This window comes from Neomoorella stamsii, assembly GCF_002995805.1.
GTDB lineage: Bacteria > Bacillota > DSM-521 > Neomoorellales > Neomoorellaceae > Neomoorella > Neomoorella stamsii.
On record NZ_PVXL01000067.1, the window covers coordinates 101229 to 124167 of the forward strand.

18 protein-coding genes, 1 pseudogene and 1 other annotated feature are annotated in these 22939 nt (G+C 51.1%); all 19 genes and pseudogenes read right to left on the minus strand.

Annotated features, from left to right (window positions below; all coding sequences use genetic code 11):
• Positions 1-107: 107 nt before the first annotated feature.
• Entirely contained in the window at positions 108-1346 is a 1239-nt protein-coding gene (alr, locus tag MOST_RS14690) for an alanine racemase (protein WP_054937463.1), read from the minus strand.
• Positions 1347-1549: 203 nt separating this feature from the next.
• Positions 1550-1957: a hypothetical protein gene (locus MOST_RS14695; protein ID WP_153060787.1), complete on the minus strand. Its 408-nt coding sequence runs from the start codon at positions 1955-1957 to the stop codon at positions 1550-1552.
• 33 nt (positions 1958-1990) lie between these two features.
• On the minus strand, positions 1991-3079 hold the full coding sequence (locus MOST_RS14700; RefSeq protein ID WP_054937461.1) for a lipid II:glycine glycyltransferase FemX: 1089 nt from the start codon (positions 3077-3079) through the stop codon (positions 1991-1993).
• Positions 3076-4689, minus strand: a complete 1614-nt coding sequence (gene pyrG, locus MOST_RS14705) for a CTP synthase (RefSeq protein WP_054937460.1) — start codon at positions 4687-4689, stop codon at positions 3076-3078. Before pyrG ends, MOST_RS14700 begins: the two co-directional genes overlap by 4 nt.
• A 33-nt stretch (positions 4690-4722) precedes the next feature.
• Positions 4723-6405: an arginine--tRNA ligase gene (gene argS, locus MOST_RS14710; RefSeq protein WP_054937459.1), complete on the minus strand. Its 1683-nt coding sequence runs from the start codon at positions 6403-6405 to the stop codon at positions 4723-4725.
• 140 nt (positions 6406-6545) lie between these two features.
• Positions 6546-6980: a YwiB family protein gene (locus MOST_RS14715; protein ID WP_054937458.1), complete on the minus strand. Its 435-nt coding sequence runs from the start codon at positions 6978-6980 to the stop codon at positions 6546-6548.
• A gap of 225 nt (positions 6981-7205) precedes the next feature.
• Entirely contained in the window at positions 7206-8270 is a 1065-nt protein-coding gene (gene aroF / locus MOST_RS14720) for a 3-deoxy-7-phosphoheptulonate synthase (protein ID WP_054937457.1), read from the minus strand.
• A 49-nt stretch (positions 8271-8319) separates the two neighbouring features.
• Positions 8320-8660: a binding site (T-box leader), on the minus strand.
• A gap of 433 nt (positions 8661-9093) precedes the next feature.
• A complete protein-coding gene (locus MOST_RS14725; protein WP_054937456.1) occupies positions 9094-10494 on the minus strand; it encodes a sodium:solute symporter family protein in 1401 nt (466 codons plus the stop codon).
• Between the two features lie 321 nt (positions 10495-10815).
• Complete coding sequence (locus MOST_RS14730; protein WP_054937455.1) at positions 10816-12765, minus strand: TRAP transporter permease; 1950 nt, start codon at positions 12763-12765, stop codon at positions 10816-10818.
• Positions 12766-12831: 66 nt separating this feature from the next.
• A pseudogene (locus tag MOST_RS14735) lies at positions 12832-13848 on the minus strand (TAXI family TRAP transporter solute-binding subunit).
• A gap of 102 nt (positions 13849-13950) precedes the next feature.
• On the minus strand, positions 13951-15597 hold the full coding sequence (locus MOST_RS14745; RefSeq protein ID WP_054937453.1) for an L-aspartate oxidase: 1647 nt from the start codon (positions 15595-15597) through the stop codon (positions 13951-13953).
• Between the two features lie 20 nt (positions 15598-15617).
• Positions 15618-16814, minus strand: a complete 1197-nt coding sequence (locus MOST_RS14750) for a 4Fe-4S binding protein (protein WP_106007211.1) — start codon at positions 16812-16814, stop codon at positions 15618-15620.
• Between the two features lie 350 nt (positions 16815-17164).
• On the minus strand, positions 17165-17590 hold the full coding sequence (locus MOST_RS14755; protein ID WP_054935434.1) for a DUF126 domain-containing protein: 426 nt from the start codon (positions 17588-17590) through the stop codon (positions 17165-17167).
• Positions 17587-18801 (minus strand): aconitase X, encoded by a 1215-nt coding sequence (locus MOST_RS14760; RefSeq protein ID WP_054935433.1) that lies wholly within the window; start codon positions 18799-18801, stop codon positions 17587-17589. Before MOST_RS14760 ends, MOST_RS14755 begins: the two co-directional genes overlap by 4 nt.
• A 42-nt stretch (positions 18802-18843) precedes the next feature.
• Positions 18844-19518 carry an RraA family protein gene (locus MOST_RS14765; RefSeq protein ID WP_083476417.1) on the minus strand — a complete coding sequence of 225 codons (675 nt, stop codon included), beginning with the start codon at positions 19516-19518 and terminating at the stop codon, positions 18844-18846.
• Between the two features lie 33 nt (positions 19519-19551).
• Positions 19552-20193, minus strand: coding sequence for a 4-carboxy-4-hydroxy-2-oxoadipate aldolase/oxaloacetate decarboxylase (locus MOST_RS14770; protein ID WP_054935432.1), 642 nt, complete (start codon positions 20191-20193; stop codon positions 19552-19554).
• Positions 20194-20236: 43 nt separating this feature from the next.
• The gene (locus MOST_RS14775) at positions 20237-20899 is read right to left on the minus strand and encodes an RraA family protein (protein ID WP_054935431.1); all 663 of its coding nucleotides are present in this window, start codon (positions 20897-20899) and stop codon (positions 20237-20239) included.
• 41 nt (positions 20900-20940) lie between these two features.
• On the minus strand, positions 20941-21705 hold the full coding sequence (locus tag MOST_RS14780; RefSeq protein ID WP_054935430.1) for a creatininase family protein: 765 nt from the start codon (positions 21703-21705) through the stop codon (positions 20941-20943).
• Positions 21706-21817: 112 nt separating this feature from the next.
• A partial coding sequence (locus MOST_RS14785) for a 4Fe-4S binding protein (protein WP_106007212.1) occupies positions 21818-22939 on the minus strand: 1122 nt, incomplete at its 5' end.

A 22939-nucleotide genomic window follows, 5' to 3' on the forward strand; every position in this document is an offset into this window, starting at 1 on the left:
CTTTTTTTCTGTCAGACCAGCTCACCTCCGATCCCGGCGGTTCCAGAGCCCCCCTTTCTTCATCGCTTCGCTCTTACTTCGCTATCATAATATTTAGCTATCAATCGCTAAATTCCTGCTCCAGGAGCTAAATTTTGGCCGGCAGAGGAAAGTACCGGCACCATCTCCCCGGAGGTTGTGCGCACCAGGTAGGGTTGTCCCTCCCGGCAATAGACCCGGGGCAGGCGGGCGCTGGCTGTAGGCCGACGGAGGTCAAGCTGCACTTCCTGGCCTACTTTTACCTCCGGCAGGTGACCCACGTCGACCATGGAGAGCTGCATGCCCACCCGGCCTACCACCGGCGCCCTCTGTCCGGCGATGGTGACTGCCGTTCCTTCCCCGCCCCCGCGGCCCAGGTAGGCCAGGATGGTCTTCACCAGGTGGCGGGCCAGGTCGTTTAGATCTTTGGGACGGCTGACGGGCGTCAGGGCAAAGCCATCAGCATAACCCACCGGGATGACGGCCAGGCGGGTGGCCTTTTTGACTACATAATCGCCACCATAGCCAACGGGGGTACCGGCCGCCACATCATGGATAAATAGAATACGGGCTTTAAACTGCCAGGGGTTCTTTAATTCCAGGCCCCGGCGGGGAGCCTGGTAGGGGAACTGGCCGTACAAAAGGGTACCGGCCCTCACCATATCAAGGTGCATTCCCCGGTGGAGCAACAGGCCGGTGCTGTTGCAGATATGCTTTAAGGGCAGGGATATCTGCTGCTCTTCCAGTTCCATAAGAACCCTTTGAAAACATTCCATCTGCCTCCGGGCGGCCCCCGGGTGGGCCGCTTCGGCCAGGTGGCTGTAGATGCCCTCCAGTTGCACCCCCGGCCAGCACCGCATTTCTCTTGCCAGGGGCACCACTTCTCCCGGTTCCAGGCCGGTGCGCTGCAGGCCGGTCTCTACCTTCAGGTGCACCCGGGCCTGGCGGCCCACCATGGCTGCAGCGGCTGCTGCCGCCTCAGCGCCAGAACGGCTGCTGATGGTCAGGGTGAGGTCATTGGTCAAGGCTTGCGGCAGTTCTTCCGGCAGCAGGGGGCTCATTAACAGAATGGGGGCCGTAATGCCGGCCCGGCGCAATTCCTGCCCTTCGGCCAGGGTAGTAACCCCCAGGTAGTCTGCGCCTGTGGCCAGGAAGATCCGGGCTGCCTCGACGGCGCCGGCGCCGTAGGCATCGGCCTTGATGACGGCCAGGAGGCGGGTCGGGGGTTGGAGCAAGCCTTTGACGGCCCGCAGGTTGTGTTCCAGGGCCGTAGCTTCGATCTCAATCCAGCGAGGACCGGCCAGCCGGGTTAGCTTTGCTAAGTCCACAGGGGATTGACACCACCCTATGTTGAGGGAGTAATTCACGTCAAATAGGGGCATGCAATAGAAAAAAGAGATGGAAAGCTCCATCTCTTTCCGTTTTAGCTGTTTTGGGCAGGACCGCCGGTACTCCTGCATCTCTTATGACCTTCAAAATGAAGGTGCGTGGGGGGCGGATTTGCCCACCTCCAAAACAGCTTGTTTATATTCTATGTTTTTTTGCTATATATTAGTCTACCACTATCAATATCTTTTTGCAACTCCCTTCTACGAGCCATTCTAAATGATTGAATCGAGTTTTTATAATGTGGGGGGTCTTGTGGTGCTTTTAGTAAGATTACTGCTCTCAAATAGTGATTTTCGTAGCGATAATAGTAAAAGGCAACCACTTGTTTATCATGTTTATCTATACAAACATAATCAGGGTTAGCAACTATTTCAGGTAGTAGTTGATAAGCCTCGTCGTCTACATTTCTATGATGCCTTTTATTTTTCTTAAGCCTTTCGCCTGTTAAGACTACTTCGGAGGTTTCCTGATACGGAAGTAATTGCAGAATTTCACCCGTAATGTTGCCAACGAATTGCGTTGTCCTGCATTCTGCATCTATTTTAACCATGCTATAATCAGCCTTAAGATGCATAAAACCATTTCATTCTACGGTGGTAGCCTTTTTCCTCCAGAAAAGCAGGCGGCGGAATCCTTTGGAATAGAGGGGCAGGGCCGACTGCCAGAGCCAGTAGTAAAAAGGGGAGTAGACACGGTCGTACTCGCCGATAAACTCGGTAAAGGTGCCGTTGAAGCCCTTCTTAAAACGATAGAGGCCGTAGAGGGGGTTCTTTTCGTCCAGGTCACCCGGCACGCCGCGGAAGTCGTACATGGTGCACCCCTGTTCCCTGGCCCACAGGATCATGGCCCACTGCAGGAGGTAGTTGGGCATGACGTTGCGGTGGCGGTTGCTGGATGCGCCGTAGAGGTACCAGGCCTTGTCACCCATGATAAAGGCCAGGGTGCCAGCAATGGCCTCCCCCTGGTAGTAGGCCAGGAAGAGCCTGGCGTAGCCGCGCTCCACCATCTCCCGCCACATGGTTTCAAAATAACTGTAGGAGCGCACCAGGAAGCGGTCCCTGAGGGTGGTTTCTTTTAAAATCTCGTAAAAAACTGGCAGGTCATCCAGGGTACAATCATCTTTGATGGTCACACCCCTTTTTTGCGCCAGGCGGATGTTATAGCGGGTTTTGCCGTGCATGTTGGCCAGGAGTTCTTCCGGGGAAGGGGTTAAGTCGAGGCGGAAGACATGGCGTGGCTGGACGCCTTCAAAGCCCGCTCCTTTATTGGCCAGGCGGAAACCCTTTTCCCGCAGCAGCTGCTTTACGGCCGTATCGCTTTCCGGGATATCGGGGTCGATTTTTAGTAAAATAGCCCCTTCCTGCCGCGCCACGCCGTCGATGGCGGCCAGGAGTTCGCTGAAGAGGTTAGCGTCATGGAAGTCCACCACCGGTCCCCGGGGGGCATAGAGGATAGATTTGCCAACATAAGGGAGCTGCCTTTTTAGGAGGCTGGCGCAAGCTACGATGCTGCCCCCCTCCTCCAGGACAAGCCGTAAAGGTTGCCATCCGGTAGTAGCCTTCACCTCGCCCCAGCCATAAGACTGGAGAAAATGGCCCTTGGGATGGCTGGCAATGAAAGCGTCAAAGCGCTTTTCCTCCTCCGGGCCGATGAGCCTTGCCTGGCGGTTCATACCCCTCGCCCCCCTTGATAAGCCAGGGCCGCCCCGACAAAGTCCCGGAACAGGGGATGGGGCCGGTTGGGCCGCGATTTAAATTCCGGGTGGAACTGGCTGGCGACAAACCAGGGATGGTCGGCCAGCTCGATGATCTCTACCAGGCGGTTGTCGGGGGAAGTCCCGCTGATGACCATACCCCTGGCCGTGAGTTCCGCCCTGTAGCTGTTATTGAATTCGTAGCGATGGCGGTGGCGCTCGTAGATCACTTCCTCGCCGTAGGCCTGATAGGCTTTCGTCCCCGGCTGCAGCCGGCAGGGATATAGCCCCAGGCGCATGGTACCGCCTTTTTCGGCTATATTCTTTTGTTCCGGTAATAAATCAATGACCGGGTGAGGCGTTTCCGGGTTAATTTCTGCGCTATGGGCTTCTTTAAGGCCGCAGACATGGCGGGCCAGCTCTACCACCGCCAGCTGCATGCCCAGGCAGATACCCAGGTAAGGTACCCTCTTTTCCCGGGCATACCGGGCTGCTAAAATCTTCCCTTCAATGCCCCGGTCACCAAATCCCCCCGGCACCAGGATGCCGGCCACACCCTGGAGCTGGTCCAGCCCGCCCCGCTCCAGCTCGGCCGAGTAAATCCAGCGGATATCCACCTGGACGCCGTGGTAGAAACCGGCATGGCGTAAAGCCTCAACAACGCTTAAGTAGGCGTCGGGCAGGGTTACATATTTACCCACCAGAGCAATCTCCAGGTGGCGGGCGATGCTCTTCATGCGCTCTACCATGGCCCGCCAGTCATCCATCTGAGCGGGGCCACAATTTAACTTCAGGCGTTCCACCACAATGCTATCCAGGCCTTCCTTTTCCATCAGCAACGGGACTTCATAGATGGAATCGGCATCCCAGGCCTGGATGACGGCATCGGGGTCGATGTCGCAGAAGAGGGCTATTTTTTCCTCCATTTCCCGGGAAAAGGGACGTTCCGTCCGGCAGACGATGATATCGGGTTGGATACCGATGCTGCGCAATTCTTTGACGCTATGCTGGGTGGGTTTGGTTTTGGCTTCCCTGGCAGCCCGCAGGTAAGGGACAAGGGTGACGTGAATGTAGAGGACGCGGTCGCGGCCGATGTCGCTTTTCATCTGGCGGATGGCTTCCAGGAAGGGCAGGGACTCAATGTCGCCCACCGTACCGCCAATCTCGGTGATTACCACATCCGGGTCGCTTTCTTCGGCCACTCGGTAGAGCTGCTCTTTGATCTCATTGGTAATATGGGGTATAACCTGGACCGTACCTCCAAGGTAGTCGCCCCGGCGTTCTTTGGTGATGACCGACCAGTAAATCTTGCCGGCGGTGACATTGCTGGCCCGGGTCAAGTTAATATCGATAAAGCGCTCGTAGTGACCCAGGTCCAGGTCGGTCTCCGCGCCGTCATCGGTGACAAAAACCTCACCGTGCTGGTAGGGGCTCATGGTGCCGGGGTCAATATTGATATAGGGGTCAAATTTCTGGATGGCGACTTTCAGGCCCCGGCTCTTTAAAAGTCTGCCTAAAGAAGCGGCGGTTATCCCCTTCCCTAAAGAAGATGTGACACCGCCGGTAACAAAGATAAATTTCGCAGGCATAATTTCCTCCGTAAAATGGCTCTTTCGTTCATCCTACATCCTCTCCGGGGCGCTGACCCCCAGGAGATGCAGGACGTTGCGCAAGGTTATACGCGTAGCTTCCACCAGTACCAGGCGTGCCTTCCTTATTTCCGGGTCGTCGGCCAGGACACGGCAGCTGGTATAAAAGCTGTGGAACAGGCTGGCCAGGTCATGGGCAAAACGGGTGAGTCTATGGGGCTCCAGGGCCTGGGCCGCCCCGACCACCGTTTCCGGTAAAGCGGCAATCTGCTTGATTAATTCCAGTTCGGCCGGCTCTTTTAAAAGATCCAGGCGGGCCTCCCGGGCCGGAGGAACTTCCAAGCCCCTATCTTTTGCCAGGCGTAGGATACTGCAAATGCGGGCATGGGCGTACTGGACGTAGTAAACGGGGTTGTCGGCCGTTTGTGACCGGGCCAGGTCGAGGTCAAACTCCAGGTGGCTGTCGCTTTTCAGCATGACAAAGAAATAACGGGCGGCGTCCCGGCCCACCTCTTCAATCAGCTCATTCAAAGTTACGTAACGGCCGGTACGCTTGGACATGCGTAAAACCTCGCCGCCCTGGTAAAGGCGGACCAGTTGCATGAGAACCACTTCCAGGCGCCCCGGATCGTAACCGAGGGCCTGGAGGGCCCCTTTCAGGCGGGCCACATGGCCGTGGTGGTCGGCACCCCAGATATTGATGACCCGTTCAAAGCCCCGCTCGAATTTATTGCGGTGGTAGGCAATATCGGCGGCAAAATAGGTGGGCAGGCCGTTCTTGCGGACCAGCACCTCATCCTTTTCTTCGCCAAAATGGGTGGCCTTAAACCACAAGGCGCCGTCCTTTTCATAAATATAGCCAGCCTTATCCAGGTCGGCTATGGCCCGGGCGACGGCCCCGGAATCGTGTAGGGACTGCTCGCTGAACCAGACGTCATAGGTAACGCCAAAATCCTCCAGCACCTGGCGGATGGCGGCCAGCTTTTCCTCCAGGGCAAAGCGGACCAGCATCTCCCGCCTTAAAGCCGGGTCGGCGTCCAGGTACTTGTCCCCGTACCGGTCAATAAAATGGCCCACCGTCTCCACCAGGTCCTCCCCGTGGTAACCGTCGGGGGGGATGGTCGCCTCCTGGCCCAGGGCCTGCAGGTAGCGGGCCTCCAGGGAAAGGCCGAAGTTCTCAATCTGATTGCCGGCGTCGTTAATATAAAACTCACGGGTAACGTCGTAGCCCACGGCTGTGAGGAGGTTGGCAATACTGTCTCCCAGGGCCGCCCCCCTGGCGTTGCCCATATGCAAGAGGCCGGTAGGATTGGCGCTGACAAACTCCACCTGGACCTTAGCCCCCTGGCCGATATTGGACCAGCCGTAATGCTCGTCTTCGGCCAGGACGGCCGGCAATACCGGCAAAAGCCACCGGTCGTCCAGGGTAAAATTAATAAAGCCCGGTCCGGCCACCTCGATCCTGGCCACGCCGGGTTGGGGTATTTCCAGGTGTCGCACCAGTGCTTCCGCTACGTTCCTGGGTGACTGGCGGGCCTGCCTGGCCAGCAACAAGGCCAGGTTAGCAGCAAAGTCGCCGTGAGATTTATCCCGCGGCGCCTCAATTACAAAATCAGGCAGCGCATCAAAGCTTATCTCGCCGGCTGCCCGGGCGGCGGCAGCGGCATCCCTCAATGCCGCTGCCAGCCGCCTCCTGGTTTCCTGGACTATATTCACGCCCTGCCTATACTCCTTTTTCTTGATTATTTCAATCCTCTACTCCCCCGGCAAGATGAAAGCCTGCCTTTCCCTCCCGCTCCGGGGAGCAGCTATCCACCTCTAAAAATCTTCCCCTTAGCGTTTTACGCTCAAGGTTTTTAAGCATAACTCTCCAGGTGCTCAACCGTGATCTCTAACTGGTTGTCGCTGATTTTCTTCTGGCCGACCTGCAATTCATACTCTAGATTAATACTTCCGCCCTGTTCTGTCAAGTCGACTTCCACTTTAGAAGGTAATACGGTAATCTTCATAGTGCCGTATGGAGTTACATAGAAGCCGGCATTTAAAATACCTGCTTCAAAGGTCGTTTTTTGCTCGGCCGTACCCATGCGGTTCAAGGTAACCCGCCGGGGTTCGACCTTTAAAGTTGTGGTGGTACCCTCCATTCCCGATAGACTGGTTTCATTGTAAAGGATGTAGTAGTGTTGATCCCGGATGAAGAAGCGACCTTCGGTAACCAGCTCGATGGAATCCTTTTCCCCCAGCTCGTTGGTCTGGGTGCCCTTGACCTTTACCAGTACGTCCTTCTTCAAGCCTCGCACATCCCTTCGGGATTTTTTGGGGTCCTTAAGTTATAATTCTCCAGAAAAGACTGATCTCCTTTTTATTTTTAACGATAATTTAACAATTCTCGTTGTTAATTATACCTTGCTATAGCAAATATTGCCTAGATAAAAAAAGAAAGCTCCCGGCCGGGGAGCTTATGACTTATAAAACTGCCCTCTTAGTAATACTTAGTAATAGACGGCGATTGTCATCTACTTCCCGCCCGCCAGGACCGCAGCCTTTTCAAGGAATACACCTGTGGGGGCCAGGCCGCGGCCGACAGCCAGGGCTACCGGCGCCAGCTCGCCCATCAGGCGGTCAAAGGTTTCCGGGTGCAGGGACTGGGGACCGTCGCAAAGGGCCCGGGCCGGGTCGGGGTGAACCTCGATGATCAGCCCGTCGGCGCCGGCAGCCACCGCGGCCCGGGCCATGGGCAAGACCAGGCGCCAGCTCCCCGTACCATGGCTGGGGTCAACTATCACCGGCAGGTGGGAGTTTTCTTTGACCACAGCTACGGCAGCCAGGTCGAGGGTGAAACGGGTGGCCGTCTCAAAGGTACGGATCCCCCGCTCGCACAAAATCACATTGGGATTGCCGCTGTCCAGGATGTATTCGGCCGCCATGAGCCACTCTTCGATGGTCGCCGCCAGGCCCCGCTTCAGGAGGATGGGCTTGCCGGTGGCACCGGCTTCCTTTAGCAGGCGGAAGTTCTGCATGTTGCGGGCGCCAATCTGGATGGCGTCGGCATATTCAGCTACCAGGGCCACATCCCGGGTGTCCACGGCTTCGGTGACAAAGGGCAACCCTACCTCCTCCCGCACCCGGGCCAGCATTTTAAGGCCTTCCTCCTCCAGGCCCTGGAAGGCATAGGGAGAGGTGCGAGGTTTAAAGGCGCCGCCGCGCAAGATTTGGGCTCCGGCGGCCTTGACGGCCCGGGCCGCGCTCAAAAGCTGTTCCTCGCTTTCCACGGCACAGGGCCCGGCCATGACCACCAGGCCGCGGCCCCCTACCGGCACCCCGCCGACCCGTACCATGGTCGGCGTTTCCTTAAGTTCCCGGCTGACCAGTTTATATGGCTTCATAATGGGGACAATTTTTTCGACGCCGGGCAGGTTGATGATAGCTTCCGAACTGAGGGCTTTCTTGTCGCCAATAGCGCCGATAACGGTCTTTTCCTGGCCATAGATGGGGTGGGTCTTAAAGCCCAGTTCTACCAGGCGTTCACTTACAGCCTCGATCTGTTCCCGGGTTGCTCCCGGTTTCATAACGATGATCACAGTCCATTCCTCCCTCCTGGAAATAAACAGCAAAATAAAAACTCCCCGTCCCAGGGACGAGGAGTTATACCCGCGGTACCACCCTACTTGGCTGCGGCAAGCAGCCCGCTCATTACAGGGTACGGGAAAAGAAGCATGCGCCTTTTTCCTGCTCCCCCTGGCGCCGCAGCGAAAAAAGGCGCGAGAGAAAGCCCCCCGGCAGCATCCTTTCCGATACCCCCTCCCTTTTAACGGCGGGAGCTCCGGCCCGGCCTACCCAGCCGGTTGTTACCGGCCTTCAGCCTGCTCCTCCGGGGAGAACTTCAGCTCTAGCTTCCCGGCCGGTCTCCCACCAGCACCGGCTCGCTGGGCAGGCCGCTAAAGCCTACTTTTCCCCATCATGGGATTTATTCTTTACAGGTTGTGTAAGGATAATTTAGCAGATGGGCCGGGCGGCGTCAAGGGGTAAAAGAAAGTTTGTCACGGCTTTCAGCCTCATCTCTAATTCCGCAAAGCACTCAACACCAGCTCTCCGTCAAGGTATGACGAAACCGTTCTTACGCCAATTCATAGTCCAAGTGTAGATTGTTAATGAGTTTCTAGTAATACCAGGCAATAAAGGCCACATTACTTGGCTTTTCACATTTAGCTATGACCTGCTCTTTAAAGCCATCACTGTTCCGCTTCACTAATACTTAACCCCCTAAACTGATTTTAGTATATATTACAGTTCGGTTGGGGGCTATAGAGTTTCTGTGCTGAAATAGGGTCTTCAAACTGCGGATTCGCTGATTCACAATCAGTTTTGGGCAAACATCTCTAACAGTGTTTCTTAGTGCAGGCTTTATTTAAAATTTCTAGTACGCGTATACATGCTGGCAATGGCCACACTAACTGCTAACGCTAATGTACTTGCTGTAATCCCTATGTAAATTGAATCGGGCCCGGAAGGTAATAATGCCTTATTGAAAAGGATAGCCAGTGGTCCTGCAGTTGCGCCAACCACCCCTACCCAGTAGGGAAATTTTGAATGGGTATACATAGCAACCACCAGTAATAAAAAGATTGATGATCCCCTTATAGCCATCGAAAGATATGCCCAAGATAAAATGATTGATTTAAGATTAGTTTTTGCGAAAAATATACTTAACAAAAGGATAGCTACCACCGCCGCACGGGAGACAAAAAGTATTTCACGGTCCCCGGCTTTCTTTCTTAGGAGGCGCCCATAAATATCTTTGGCTATCATAAGGCTCATACCAAGAGCAAGCCCAGCGCCAGTCCCCACAACCGCTAGAATAAGTGCAGCAATGGCCATACCTCCAACCACGGGATTTGTATATTGAAGGAAAAAAGCTGGCAAGGCATAAGCCGATTCTATTCCTGGATGATTTATTCGCATGTACATTCCCACTAGTACAGATGCAAGTCCAGTCGGCGGTATTAATACTGCCGAAAGAAACGCTGCTTTTCTGCAAGTGGCAATGTCTCTACCAGCAAACATTACCTGCAGGTATGTTTGGGTTGATAGCAATCCAATTATAACTGCTATTAGGCCCGCTCCGTCCTTATCGAGGCCCCTTCCCAGGAGATTTAACCAGGGGTAGGAAGGAAATGCATTCTTAAGACCTTCAAATCCCCCCGAAAGCCTGTAAGCCGTTACCCCAGCAACAGCTAAAGTAAAATATATCAGGATAGATTTTACAATTCCAACCATCCCTGCTCCCCAGGCTCCCCCAAAGAGCACATAAGCAACCATCAGCCCTACCGATAAAAAAATCGCAACAGATGATTCTATTCCGAAAGTAGTTTTCAATAATGCGACTGAAGAAAGAATCTGGCCGACTACTTGAATAAACATAGCAAGTGTTGCTATTGTTCCGGTAACAATCCTTATGGCAGGACCATAAGTGCTACTTATATACTCCGGTATGGTTTCTGCCCCTGATCTTCTAAGGGGTCCCGCATAAAATAACCCCATAGCCAGGCAGGCTATACCTCCACCGAGAGTAAAGCACCATCCCGTTAGCCCATACTCAAAAGCTAGTTGCGCAGCCCCAACTGTGGCTGCCCCGCCAACAATCCCCATCAACATACCAGTAAGCACCAATGCACCAGCTTTTTGTCCACTTACGGCAAAGTCCCGGGAATCTTTAACATGTCTCCCTGAAATTGTCCCAATTATTCCGGCTATCATCATGGTAACTGCCATAACTGCCCCCTGTACAATATTTGGAGTTGCCATTCAACCCCACCTTGCCTTTCTAATTTACCAGCGCCTGAGGTCGGCAGTTAATTTAGTAAGGACAACTACCACTCATGCGGATTATACCGAAGCCAAAAGATAAAACTACTACCGATTATCCGGTGCCGAATCGGGGGGCGTTCTCCCGTGTACTACTATATATAAAAATAAAAAATATAATAGACTCCTGACACCTGGAGCCCAATGAAGAAAACGAAAGTTTCTAAGTAACAAAAGCCAAGGCTGGCAAAAAAATTAGGTAGCCTTCCCCTTCCCTGAATCCGGGAAGGGGAAGGCAATATTCCACCCTTAAGGGACTTTTCATCCATTTTTCCCAAGGTCAGTGTGGCCTGAAGCCAGAGCACTTAAATTTTGAACAGCCCTGTTACGGTACAGTAAAATTATAAATATAGCGATTCCCACCGAGTTGAGCAGCACCAGGTCTATTCGGACGAGAATTAGGGCGGCCGCCACAACAAACAATAAACGTTCCACACTGTTTAGGCGCCGGTTGATGAAACCCTCAATCCCATAAGTTAGGGATATTATCGCTACTAGTCCCTGCAGGGTAAAAAGAAGTACCTGCCACGGTTCACCCTTCATAAGGATGGCAGGGTGAAAAACGCCTATAAAGGGTACGAGGTATCCTACCAGGCCCAGGCGAAAAGCCGTAAACCCGGTTTTCATAGGATCGGCCCCAGCAATTCCCGCGCCGGCATACGCTGAGAGGGCTACAGGAGGTGTAATGGTGGAAATGCATCCAAAGAAGAAAATGAAAAAGTGTGCTGCCAGGGGATCTACTCCCAGCTTGATAAGGGCCGGTGCAGTCAGAACTGCCAGGATAACATAGGCCGCTGAAGTGGGTAGACCCATACCTAGTATTATTGAAGCAACCATAGTCAGTACAAGCATCAAGAAAACCGAGTTTCCCGACAGGCTAATAAGGATGGATGAAAAGCGCAGGCCAACACCGGTAAGTGAAATAATCCCCGTAATTATACCCGCCGCAGCACAGGCCGAGGCAACCGGGATGGCATTTTGGATCCCGTTTTCCATAGCGTTAAGCATATCTTTTACGTTCATCCTGGTAGATTTACGCAGCATACTTACTACCACTAGGAGTACAATGCTCCAAAAAACTACCTTCCCGGGCGAATAACCTTTGATTATCAGGACGATTAACACAGCTAGCGGAATAGCTAAATGGCCACCTTCCAGAATGGCCTCCTTTATAGAAGGTATCTGATCTTTACTGAGACCACTAAGCCCTGCCTTTTTTGCTTCAAGGTGGACACACTGGTATAAGTAAACATAGTACAGCAATGAGGGGATAATTGCTGCTAAAGCAACTTTACCATAAGGGACTCCAACTATCTCAGCAATCATGAAGGCCGCCGCCCCCATCACGGGCGGCACAAATTGGCCCCCGGTAGAGGCCACTGCTTCAATCGCCCCTGCTACGTAGGGAGGATATCCAGTACGTTTCATCAAAGGAATGGTGAAAGTCCCCGTTGTAACAACATTAGCCACCGCTGCCCCGGACATCGTACCCATGAGGCTACTGCTAACCACGGCAGCCTTGGCCGGACCGCCAACAGCACGGCCTACCAGGCCAAAGGCCAGATCAGTAAAGAACTTACCACCGCCGGATGCTTGTAAAAATGCTCCGAACAAGACGAATAGCACAACATAAGAAGCCGAAATACCTATTGGCATGCCGAAAATACCGTCAGTACTCATATATAGGGTCCGCGTAACGGCCTCCAAGTCATATCCTTTATGAGCCAGGATAGACGGCATGTAAGGACCCGCAAAACCATAGGCAAGAAAGACACCTGCCAAGATGGCCAGGGGCAAACCGACGACACGCCGGCTGGCTTCCAACACGAGAACAATTTCAATTACCCCCATAAATGTATCACGGCTGGTGGTAAACCCGCCGTTTTCGGCTACAGTTTGCCAATTAAAAACGACATACAAACCTACAATTAGTGAGACAACCGCTAAGAAAATGTCAAGCAGCGTGGGCTTGTTACGTGGTGATTTTTTGTTGGCAGGATACAGCAGAAATGCCAGGGCCGAGATGAAGGTCCAGTGAAAGGAACGCAGAATCATTGCTGAAGTTGAGCCAAAACCTGCAACATAAAGATGGTAAAGGGCCCCTATAATCGCTATAACCATAGCAGCAAAACTGATAGGACCTGCCAGATCCCTTTTAGTAATTATTATATCTTTATCTTCCTGTGCTTTAGCTTTTGGCTTGTCCTTCAAGTTAATCCACCTTCTTTCATTAATGTTTGGGTGGAGAGATTCACCCCTCCACCCTTACACTCAGGATTATTTAGTCTTTATCCCCATCTCGTCATAGAATTTTTTAGCACCGGGGTGTAGCGGTACAAGGGATGCTCTGTATCCATCAAAAGATAAGTTTTTGACTGATGGGTGAACTGCCTGAAGATCTTTGATATGTTCATAGAGCGCCTTGGTAATCTGATATACTGTCTCTTCATCCATGGAGGCATTTACCACGAGGATGTCCCTAATACCCAGGGCCGGTACGTCTTGGTCAACACCTTTATAGGTCCCCGCAGGAATAACTGTCTCTTCATAGTAAGGGTACTTGGCGTTTATCTCCGCGAATTTTTCCTTTTCAATGGGGATAATCTTGATCTGGTTTTGCCCCGTAAGCTCTGATATGGCTTCAAGGGGCGGCGCCCCATGGGGCATGGTGACATCAACATTACCATCTTTTAAGGCCTCTGAGCCTTCAGCATAAGAGATGTAACTCTGGACTACATCGTCCTTACTGAGACCCCAGAAGGGTAAAATCCTCTGGAAAGCAAGGGCGCCACCGCCACCAGCCGGCCCAGCAGCAATCTTTTTCCCTTTAAGATCAGCGATACTGTTAATGTCCTGCCTTTAAGCAAAAGTAACAAAATGAAGTACACTAAACTGCAAGGGAGCGATACCGGCAATCTTCATTGGCTTATCATAGGGTTTGTTGCCTTGCAAGGCGTCCATAGCGGAATAGTAGTTGGTAATCCCCAGTTCTGCTTCCCCTTTGTCGACCAGCTTAGGGTTACCAACTGAGCCCTGCGCAATGACAGCATTCACCTGTAGGCCGGGAACATTTTTAGTGATAATATCCGCTACTGCAGAACCGATGATGTAATAAGTACCGCCCAGGCTAGCAGTGGCTAATGACATAATCTTGTTTGTTGAACCGCCACCTGAACTATTGCTACTACTCTTATCACCGCCGCCGGTCTTTGTACCCCCGCCACCACATCCAGCCAATAACATGGTAACAATTACTAGGAATGTAAATAACATAAAACTCTTGCTTTTTTTCATTAAAAATTCCCCCCTGTTTTATTATGGCTTCCTTATAGTCCTACACATTATCTTCATGTTAGTTGTAACTGCTCGCCCGTACTCATATTTGGCAAAACCTTTTTAGAATTTATCAGCCGTAACGGCAGGCTCTCCATTCGTCCCCTGGGAAATAATTATTCTTTGCTGCCAAGCCGGCTCAGAATCCGGGAAGTCTTCACGGTAATGGGTACCCCGGCTTTCCTCCCTGGTTAAAGCGGCCAGAGCTAAAATCTGACCTACTAGCAAGCGGTTACCGAGGATATTGTTTTGATTATTAGGCTTATGTTCGGAAATATAATCTAGCACCCTTCTTAATCCTTCAGCCCGACGTACAATCGTAAGTTCACGATAATAAAGATCGGCGCTACGCTGTAAAGCTACCTGTTCCTCCTCTGTAACAGGCTTAACCAGTTCGGAACTCATGTCCTGAACTATAACAGGTAGTTTGCTTTTTTCTTTTTGTCCCAGGGCGTATTCGGCAGCGGCACGCCCGGCCCGGTAACCAAACACCTGGGTATCGATAAGGTTATTCCCCCCGGGGCGATCGGCACCATGAACGCCTCCGGTAACCTCTCCGGCTGCATACAGCCCCTCTACACCGGTGAAACCGTTCACGTCAATTAAAATACCACCGTTAAAGTTCTGTACCACTAACCCCAATTCAATCTTTTCGCGGGTGAGGTCAACCCCGGCACGTTTTAGGAAATCATAGGTTATGGGTGCTCGCTGCTTTAACACCTCCTCTTCAACATGGGTCACATCAAAATAAACCCCATCATCAAGTGTGCCGCGACCAGCCATAAGCTCTTTAAAAATAGCTATATCAAGATACTTAGCCACCGTCCGCACCGAAAACGGATAAGACATGGCTTTAGCTTCAATTACCTCTGCTACCTCAACTCCTTCAGGGCAGTAATGTTTGAGAAATTCTTCACCGTGAACGTTTGTTAACTTTGGTTGCAGGCGCCACATGTGGCTATGAATAATAAACTGCACCTTGGGCTTTACTACAGCAGGCCCCACCTGGAAAAACTCCATATTAACCAGTCGTGCACCCGCCCTGTAAGCCATAGCCCAGCCATCACCTTCTATTGATGGTGGGTTAACATTTTTCCGGAAAATCCTACCAGCGCCACCCGTAGCTAATATCACCGCTCGAGCAGTTATAAAGATAGGTTTTTTTTCGTTGAGGCCCACAGCGCCACATACCCGGCCGTTATCGTCTTTCACTAAATCAAGAATACGGACGTCTTCTATTACCTGCACACCTATACTAATATTCGCTTTTTTGAGAACCCTAACGATCTCACGTCCAGTCGCGCCGCCGCAGGTTAGGGACCTGGCTTTTGTGCATCCAGATAATTTCCTTTGCACCGGATGGCCAGCTTCACTATCAAATTCCAGGCCCAAGGCCATCAACTCTTCTACCCTGGTGCAGGCCTCATCCGCAATAACCCGGCACAAATCTGGGTCGCTCAAGCCACCGCCCGTATCAAGCATATCCTGAAAGTAAACGTCAGGATCGTCGCCATCACCCATATAGTTAAAAGGAGCGTTTATACCCAGGCTCTCTGAAGCTATTAAGTTGGTACTACCGCTTGTTCCATACTTGCCAGCAACCACCAAAGTTACTTCCAACTGTGGGTGGCTTCGTTTAGCTTCGTAGGCGGCGCGGCTTCCTGCCGCCCCGCCCCCAATAACCAAAACATCACACCTTAGTTCATTCATCTTTTTTCACCCTGTGTAATTTACTTTTTACCTTTACTCATAGTAACTGCATTCTGCGGGCATACTTCCATGCACATGCCGCAGCCGTCGCACTTGTTCGTGTTGACAATGGCACCCGCTTTGGTTAAGGTAATGGCATCATAGAAACAGCTCCTTGTACAGGTGCCGCACCGGTTGCACTTCTTGAAGTCCACAACTGCATGGACCCCCTCCGGTGCCCGCTCGATATCCCTGGTCCGCAGAATGTTCGGCAGGGCAATGCCGCGGATCTCGTCCAGGGAGTTGTAACCTTTGTTGTCCAGCCACATATTGATGCTGTCTACCCATTTCTTGCTAATGTTGTACCCCTGCAGCATGATGCCGGCACCCGACTGTACCAGGCTCGCACCTACCATGACATAGCGAATGATGTCCTGCCAGTCCCAAACACCCAGACCGGCAATAATGGGAATATGCAGCCGCTTTGCCGCCTGGCCGACAATCTTTAAGCCATAACCTAGAAGGTAAGGACCACCCCAGCCGCCCATGGCGCCCGGTCCAATGGGTTTGGCTGTCTCAATATCGATCATGATACCGGATAAACGAGCTGACAGGTTAACCGCCATGGCCCCGGCTTTTTCTACTTCCTCAGCTATGGCTACAGGGTCGGCAGCCTGAGGAGAAATTTTTACACTAAAGGGCTTCTTCAAAATGCCAGCACACAATCTGGTAATTTCCGGGCAGAGTTCTACTGCACCCGCACCCATCTTTACTCCCATGTCGGCGGCAAAGGGGCAGGATACATTCAGTTCTACCCAGTCGGCCTTAGTCTCGTTGACCATCTTGCACATTATTTCCCATTCTTCCATGGTAGCTCCAGATAGGCTGGCCATAATCACGCCATCATCGCCGACCATATCCTTGGCGGCATTAATATCTTCCATATATTCTTCGTAGCCAAAGTGCGAACACTCTTCCAGGGAATGCAGGGTAAAGGCATGCGGTAAAACATCAGGATAACCCGGATAGTCTTTGTAGTCGAATAGTTTGAACCGCGGCCGGGGGAAGTTCCGTCCTAGTTTGCCGCTTTCCCCAAAGAGCGACTTGGCAATGGCCCCGGCCGCACCCCCGTCGATGCCTTTCTTCATGCCGTTCTTGTCCATTGTGGGGGTAGCCGAGGCTAGGATTACTGGGTTTTTAAATTTTACTCCTGCTACTTCTACACTCAGATTTGCCATGTTTATATTCCTCCTTTGGATATTGAATTATTTAGTAGATTGAAGCGTGATAATTTTGATGGGCTTTTATTTATAGGACTACTCTGGCTTTACACCTCCCCAGCCTGGTAATTTATGTGTACATATATTACACAATATCACATACCCAAGGTATACTACTCTTTTCCTAAATCCCATTTCTTCAAAGCTTCCTGGATTAAAAAATGTTATTTGCTGGACTTTGTGGCCGGTTTGGCATATCATATTTAAAAAGTAAGCGTGTCTTCAACTTGTATACATATTGTATGCTATGTTCACAATTTAATATATTCGCTATTAATACCTGAATTCCTGCAGCAACAAAGATAAATTTAATCTCCCATCGTATCGTTATCTCTTTTTTGTACTTTTACCACACCATTATTACCATCAACAACCACATAGTCGCCCGTTTCAATTTCTCCAATATCAATCTTGTCGACCATCGGCAAATCAGCAACAATTGCACCAATCACAACGACCGAATCTGCCTCTACATTAACTATCCCTACCGGCCCAACTCCGTTTTTTACGACATCATACAACATATAGGAGCCGCCCGTAGAACCCTTTGCCCTCGGAAACACCAAAACTTTTCCCTTAAGACACTGCCCCTCGATTTCATGCCCTCTTTCAATTACATATCCAGTCTTGGGGTTTATGCTGCCCATAAAAGAAATCGGCTCTTTAGTGACCAGGGCTTCGCCTTCGGCAATACCCTCTACGATTTTTCGTCCTTTTATTACCTTTGTGTTCATACTTTACCACCCCAATATCCCTTAATCGCCGCCTCCACGCAATCTTCTATTTCGATTAATCCGGTTTTTAAGTTCCACAACCCCGGGGCATAATGGGCTAGTTTGGCGGAATTAGTGACCAGCTTCTTGTAGCCTTTGGAACTCGTAGGGGCAAGTACTGGGCAGGTGTCACAAACGATCTGGGCCCCCGCCTCCCGGATGATTTCCGTATAACCCATTTTATCGGCTAAAGTTTTTACTTGCCGCGAAGTACAAATCCAAAAATCGGCCTTTACTTTCTTACCTGCCAGGAGTTGGGCAACCCTTCTCACCTCATTTATAGAGCAGTGAGGACAGCCCGTGACCACAAAATCGATGTCCCCCTCCAGGGAAAACTTGGCGACAACTTCTTCATACTCTTTCTTACCGAAACGAATAGGTTCTTGCTTCCCTATGACAGCCTCTGTTGTTGGTGCTTCCGGCGTCACGCCAACAATATGGTAAAGCGCAACTGCCCCTGAGGAAGCAACTGCTGCACTGAGTGCTTTGAGGTTCTCTAATGTCGGCCGGCGCTTTATTCCCTCAAAAACAGGCACGTCCGTCCCTGCGATCTTGCCTGCAAAGTACCCTAAAACTGCAAAATCCCTATCTGTTTTAAGGTCTATGTCAACCTTAAAGAGATACTTTCCCTTGCGATTTTCATCGAGGTGATATCCATACGCAGGCACCTTACCGGTTATGCCGGCAGCCAGGGCGCTGGGACCCCCTTCCCTATTTGTGCGGGCACCAAGAACAGAATTAACGAAAGCAATCGCCGATGATTCTCCCCAGGCTACATGTTCTCCCCTTAAAGGAATATTACCTACTAAGTATGGAGTACATGTGTACGTTGAGATAGCCCCCATGGTGTGGTAAGCTTGTAATAGTTCAAGCTGTTTAAGGGCGAAACAGCGGGGAAAGCCCAGTTCCTCCCAGTTTTCTGAGTCAATCCCAATCGTGTTAAGGGTAACAGGTACTTCGAAACGTCCGGCAACGCTCGCATCTTTTACGAAGTTAAGCCCTGCATCGCCAGCAACCCGGTAGGATACCCCCGGTGAATGAACATTATTTATATCTAGCATTTTCTCGGCCCCGTAAATTTCACCAAGGGCAACAAGTATTTTCATGGATTTTCGAACCAGATCGCCATATTGGCCATCGAGCATTCTTTTCTCTTCATCAGTAAGGATCATCACGTTTCCTCCTAAAGCCTTCCTAAAAGTATCATTAAAAACTTATTGCCGGCGGGTCTGCAAATTATGGTAGCCAACTTTTTTCCGCGCTTCACGTAAAGTCGCTCCAGCCCGTATTTCTCTCTCTATTAACGCCTCTTTCTCAGCAATTTCCTGTGCTACAGCAAGTACTTCTTCCGCTCTTTCCTGGGGTATTACCAGTACTCCAGTGTCATCACCCAACATGATATCGCCAGGTTTAACCTGAACCCCGGAAATAGCTACTGGTACATTAACTGCATCTACCTGTACCCGATCTTTACCCGTCACCATAAAGTAACCCCTGGTGAAAATTGGATATTGCAACTTTCTAATACCTGTAATATCGCGGCAAACCCCATCGATCACTGTCCCGGCTACTCCCCGAATAGATGCAGTTAAGGACATAAGGTCGCCCCAAACCGTGCAATAAGTACGTCCAGCATTATCAATAACCACTACCTGGCCCGGTTCTACGTCATCCAGGAAATCGCCCACCGTTCCTTTTACTACACCGCAGGGCACATAGTGAACGGTAAATGCTGGACCGCACAATGTCACCCCGGAAACAACCGGTTTTATCCCCTCTAACCCGCCTACAATTCCCAACCGGTCCAGGGCATCGGAAACACTAGTTGTGTCCAGCTGCTTAAATGCGTTAATAACCGCCGGATCAATCCTAACCAGTTTTTCAGCCACAGGTACTTCTCCTTTCTCTAAACGAAAGCATATTTATTTGAACTTCTTCTTTTCTATCAGCTTGTCAAAGCCGTAAATCTCCAGAGTGGTTTTCCCCTGGCGTAACAGTTCCCGGACCTCTTTTTCTTTAGCTGCGATGGCCTGGGCACGCTCTAAAACTTCCCTGGCCCGCTCTTGAGGTACAACTACCACCCCGTCACAATCACCCACGACTATATCACCTGGCTTTACCACTACTCCGCCGCATTGGATAATTTCGTTTATAGTTCCCAGGCTCTCTTTAACCGTGCCGCCGGGGTTAAAAGCGCGGCAGAATAAAGGCAAACCCAGTTCCTGAATATCATTGGCGTCGCGGCAGGCGCCATCAATAACTACACCGGCAATGCCCCTCTCCAGGCAAGCGATAGCCATAATTTCACCAAAGGGACCTGCCCCAGTATAGGCATGTACGTCTATTACCAGTACCGAACCTGGTTCAGCCTCGTAAATCGCCTGATGAAGAGTAAGGTTATCTCCAGGTTGGCAGCGCACGGTTACAGCCGTACCGGCCATCTTGGACTTTGGATCAATCGGTTTGATCGCCGGGTCCATATTGCCGCCTTTACCATTGGCATCACAAATATTACCTGTTGGTAGTTTCAAAAACTGCAGGATTTCTTCTGGCGTTAAAACCACGAAACAGCCCCCCTAATCCTCTGCTCGAGCAAACCGCACGCATTTACTTTAGCATCTTTTCGTAGTTATATTTAGAATCTACTTCTAGCATAGAAACGCCGGCACGAATCTCTGCAATCATCTTTTCCTCTTTCTCGTAAAGTTCTTCTGCTTTGGCAACGACCTCATCAAGTTTTTCCTGGGGGATAATGACTACACCACTGCGGTCAGCTACCACTACATCGCCGGGGCGCACTTGTACTCCGCCAAACTGGATGAGAACATTGGTGGCCTCTTCCATAACTCTACCTCTAGCTGTTGCTACCACTGAACCCCGAGCATACACAGGAAAACCAATTTCTACATAATCGTCTACATCGCGGCAGGCGCCATCGATCACAACACCAGAAATACCTTTCATTTTAGCTCCATTGGCCAGGATTCCCCCCCAGCACGAGGTATCTAAGCGCCCGCCGTTATCAACTACAATGACATCTCCCGCTTCAGCTACATCAATGGCCTTTACTCCCAGATGATGCTTCCCTTTCGTTAAACCGGCAGCCGTAATCTTAACAGTTACCGCTCTACCTACAATCTTACCCGCGCCCTCCCAGATAGGGCGGATGCCGTAGGTAGCACCTTTTAATCCTAAAGCGTCAAGGGCGTCCGCAACATTAGTTGTCGATAATTTTTCGAGGCGCGCACGGTATTTATTGTCAAAATCCATAGAAATCCCTCCTTTTACCTACAGGTGCTTAAAAATCTTTTCTATCTCTTGCCAATAAAATCTTCCAGAAATTCGCACACCCTGTTCAAAGCTTCTTCCACAATGTCCTTGCCGGCCTCATAAGTTGCCCTGGTAGCATCACCAAGAGCCCCATTAGCAGTAATTTGTTTAAATGTGTAATTTACACCTATCTGCCCACCGCCAATGGACATATACCGGTAAGGTAAATCTTTCAGGTCTCCAGGAGAAATCCTGTCTTTTTTAACAAGGTGCGGGGCCAGATACAAGGCTTCCGAAACCTCGCGCTCACAAGAGTGGCCAGATAGCTGCGACTTGATGTGCTGGCCCATAGCTTCTCTTGAAAGGCTAGTATATTGCAACCAGGCGATATCAATTCCCAATTTCTCATGTATAATGGTAGCAGCAACTTCTAGAGTTGCCTGATTGCCACCATGGGCGTTTAGAAATAAAAATTTTTTCAAGCCATGAACTTTCAGAGAAGCAACTATATCCTCGAGGACAGATATCAAAGTTGCAGGCTTCAAAGAGATAGTACCCGGGAAAGGCATGTGGTGGTATGAAACGCCCATATTAACAGTTGGAGCAACAATAACCTTAGGGTACATCCGATGGGCTAACAGACGGCAAAACTCAGTTGCCCGGACAGCATCACAGGATTCTACTAGATGGGGTCCATGCTGTTCATGTGCCCCAACGGGGATCACTGCTACCTTAACTTTGTCCAGTGCTTCTTTGACTTCCGGCCAGGTCATTTCGGTTAATATATAAGCCCTGTTTTCAGCCATTTTTCTCACAACTTCCAAGCCCGTGCGGCTGCGTTTTGCTCTGGGGGCGGCACGGCTTCCTGCCGCCCCGCCCCCAATAACCAGAACATCTCCTGTAATTTACTTTTGTAATTTACTTTTTACCTTTACTCATAGTAACTGCATTCTGCGGGCATACTTCCATGCACATGCCGCAGCCGTCGCACTTGTTCGTGTTGACAATGGCACCCGCTTTGGTTAAGGTAATGGCATCATAGAAACAGCTCCTCGTACAGGTGCCGCACCGGTTGCACTTCTTGAAGTCCACAACTGCATGGACCCCCTCCGGTGCCCGCTCGATATCCCTGGTCCGCAGAATGTTCGGCAGGGCAATGCCGCGGATCTCGTCCAGGGAGTTGTAACCTTTGTTGTCCAGCCACATATTGATGCTGTCTACCCATTTCTTGCTAATGTTGTACCCCTGCAGCATGATGCCGGCACCCGACTGTACCAGGCTCGCACCTACCATGACATAGCGAATGATGTCCTGCCAGTCCCAAACACCCAGACCGGCAATAATGGGAATATGCAGCCGCTTTGCCGCCTGGCTGACAATCTTTAAGCCATAACCTAGAAGGTAAGGACCACCCCAGCCGCCCATGGCGCCCGGTCCAATGGGTTTGGCTGTCTCAATATCGATCATGATACCGGATAAACGAGCTGACAGGTTAACCGCCATGGCCCCGGCTTTTTCTACTTCCTCAGCTATGGCTACAGGGTCGGCAGCCTGAGGAGAAATTTTTACACTAAAGGGCTTCTTCAAAATGCCAGCACACAATCTGGTAATTTCCGTGCAGAGTTCTACTGCACCCGCACCCATCTTTACTCCCATGTCGGCGGCAAAGGGGCAGGATACATTCAGTTCTACCCAGTCGGCCTTAGTCTCGTTGACCATCTTGCACATTATTTCCCATACTTCCATGGTAGCTCCAGATAGGCTGGCCATAATCACGCCATCATCGCCGACCATATCCTTGGCGGCATTAATATCTTCCATATATTCTTCGTAGCCAAAGTGCGAACACTCTTCCAGGGAATGCAGGGTAAAGGCATGCGGTAAAACATCAGGATAACCCGGATAGTCTTTGTAGTCGAATAGTTTGAACCGCGGCCGGGGGAAGTTCCGTCCTAGTTTGCCGCTTTCCCCAAAGAGCGACTTGGCAATGGCCCCGGCCGCACCCCCGTCGATGCCTTTCTTCATGCCGTTCTTGTCCAT

Coding starts and splice junctions, on each gene's coding strand:
- MOST_RS14695 (WP_153060787.1), bottom strand. CDS start 1,957: ATGGTTAAAATAGATGCAGAATGCAGGACAACGCAATTCGTTGGCAAC.
- MOST_RS14700 (WP_054937461.1), bottom strand. CDS start 3,079: ATGAACCGCCAGGCAAGGCTCATCGGCCCGGAGGAGGAAAAGCGCTTT.
- pyrG (WP_054937460.1), bottom strand. CDS start 4,689: ATGCCTGCGAAATTTATCTTTGTTACCGGCGGTGTCACATCTTCTTTA.
- MOST_RS14725 (WP_054937456.1), bottom strand. CDS start 10,494: ATGGCAACTCCAAATATTGTACAGGGGGCAGTTATGGCAGTTACCATG.
- MOST_RS14745 (WP_054937453.1), bottom strand. CDS start 15,597: ATGAATGAACTAAGGTGTGATGTTTTGGTTATTGGGGGCGGGGCGGCA.
- MOST_RS14750 (WP_106007211.1), bottom strand. CDS start 16,814: ATGGCAAATCTGAGTGTAGAAGTAGCAGGAGTAAAATTTAAAAACCCA.
- MOST_RS14755 (WP_054935434.1), bottom strand. CDS start 17,590: ATGAACACAAAGGTAATAAAAGGACGAAAAATCGTAGAGGGTATTGCC.
- MOST_RS14760 (WP_054935433.1), bottom strand. CDS start 18,801: ATGATCCTTACTGATGAAGAGAAAAGAATGCTCGATGGCCAATATGGC.
- MOST_RS14775 (WP_054935431.1), bottom strand. CDS start 20,899: ATGGATTTTGACAATAAATACCGTGCGCGCCTCGAAAAATTATCGACA.
- MOST_RS14780 (WP_054935430.1), bottom strand. CDS start 21,705: ATGGCTGAAAACAGGGCTTATATATTAACCGAAATGACCTGGCCGGAA.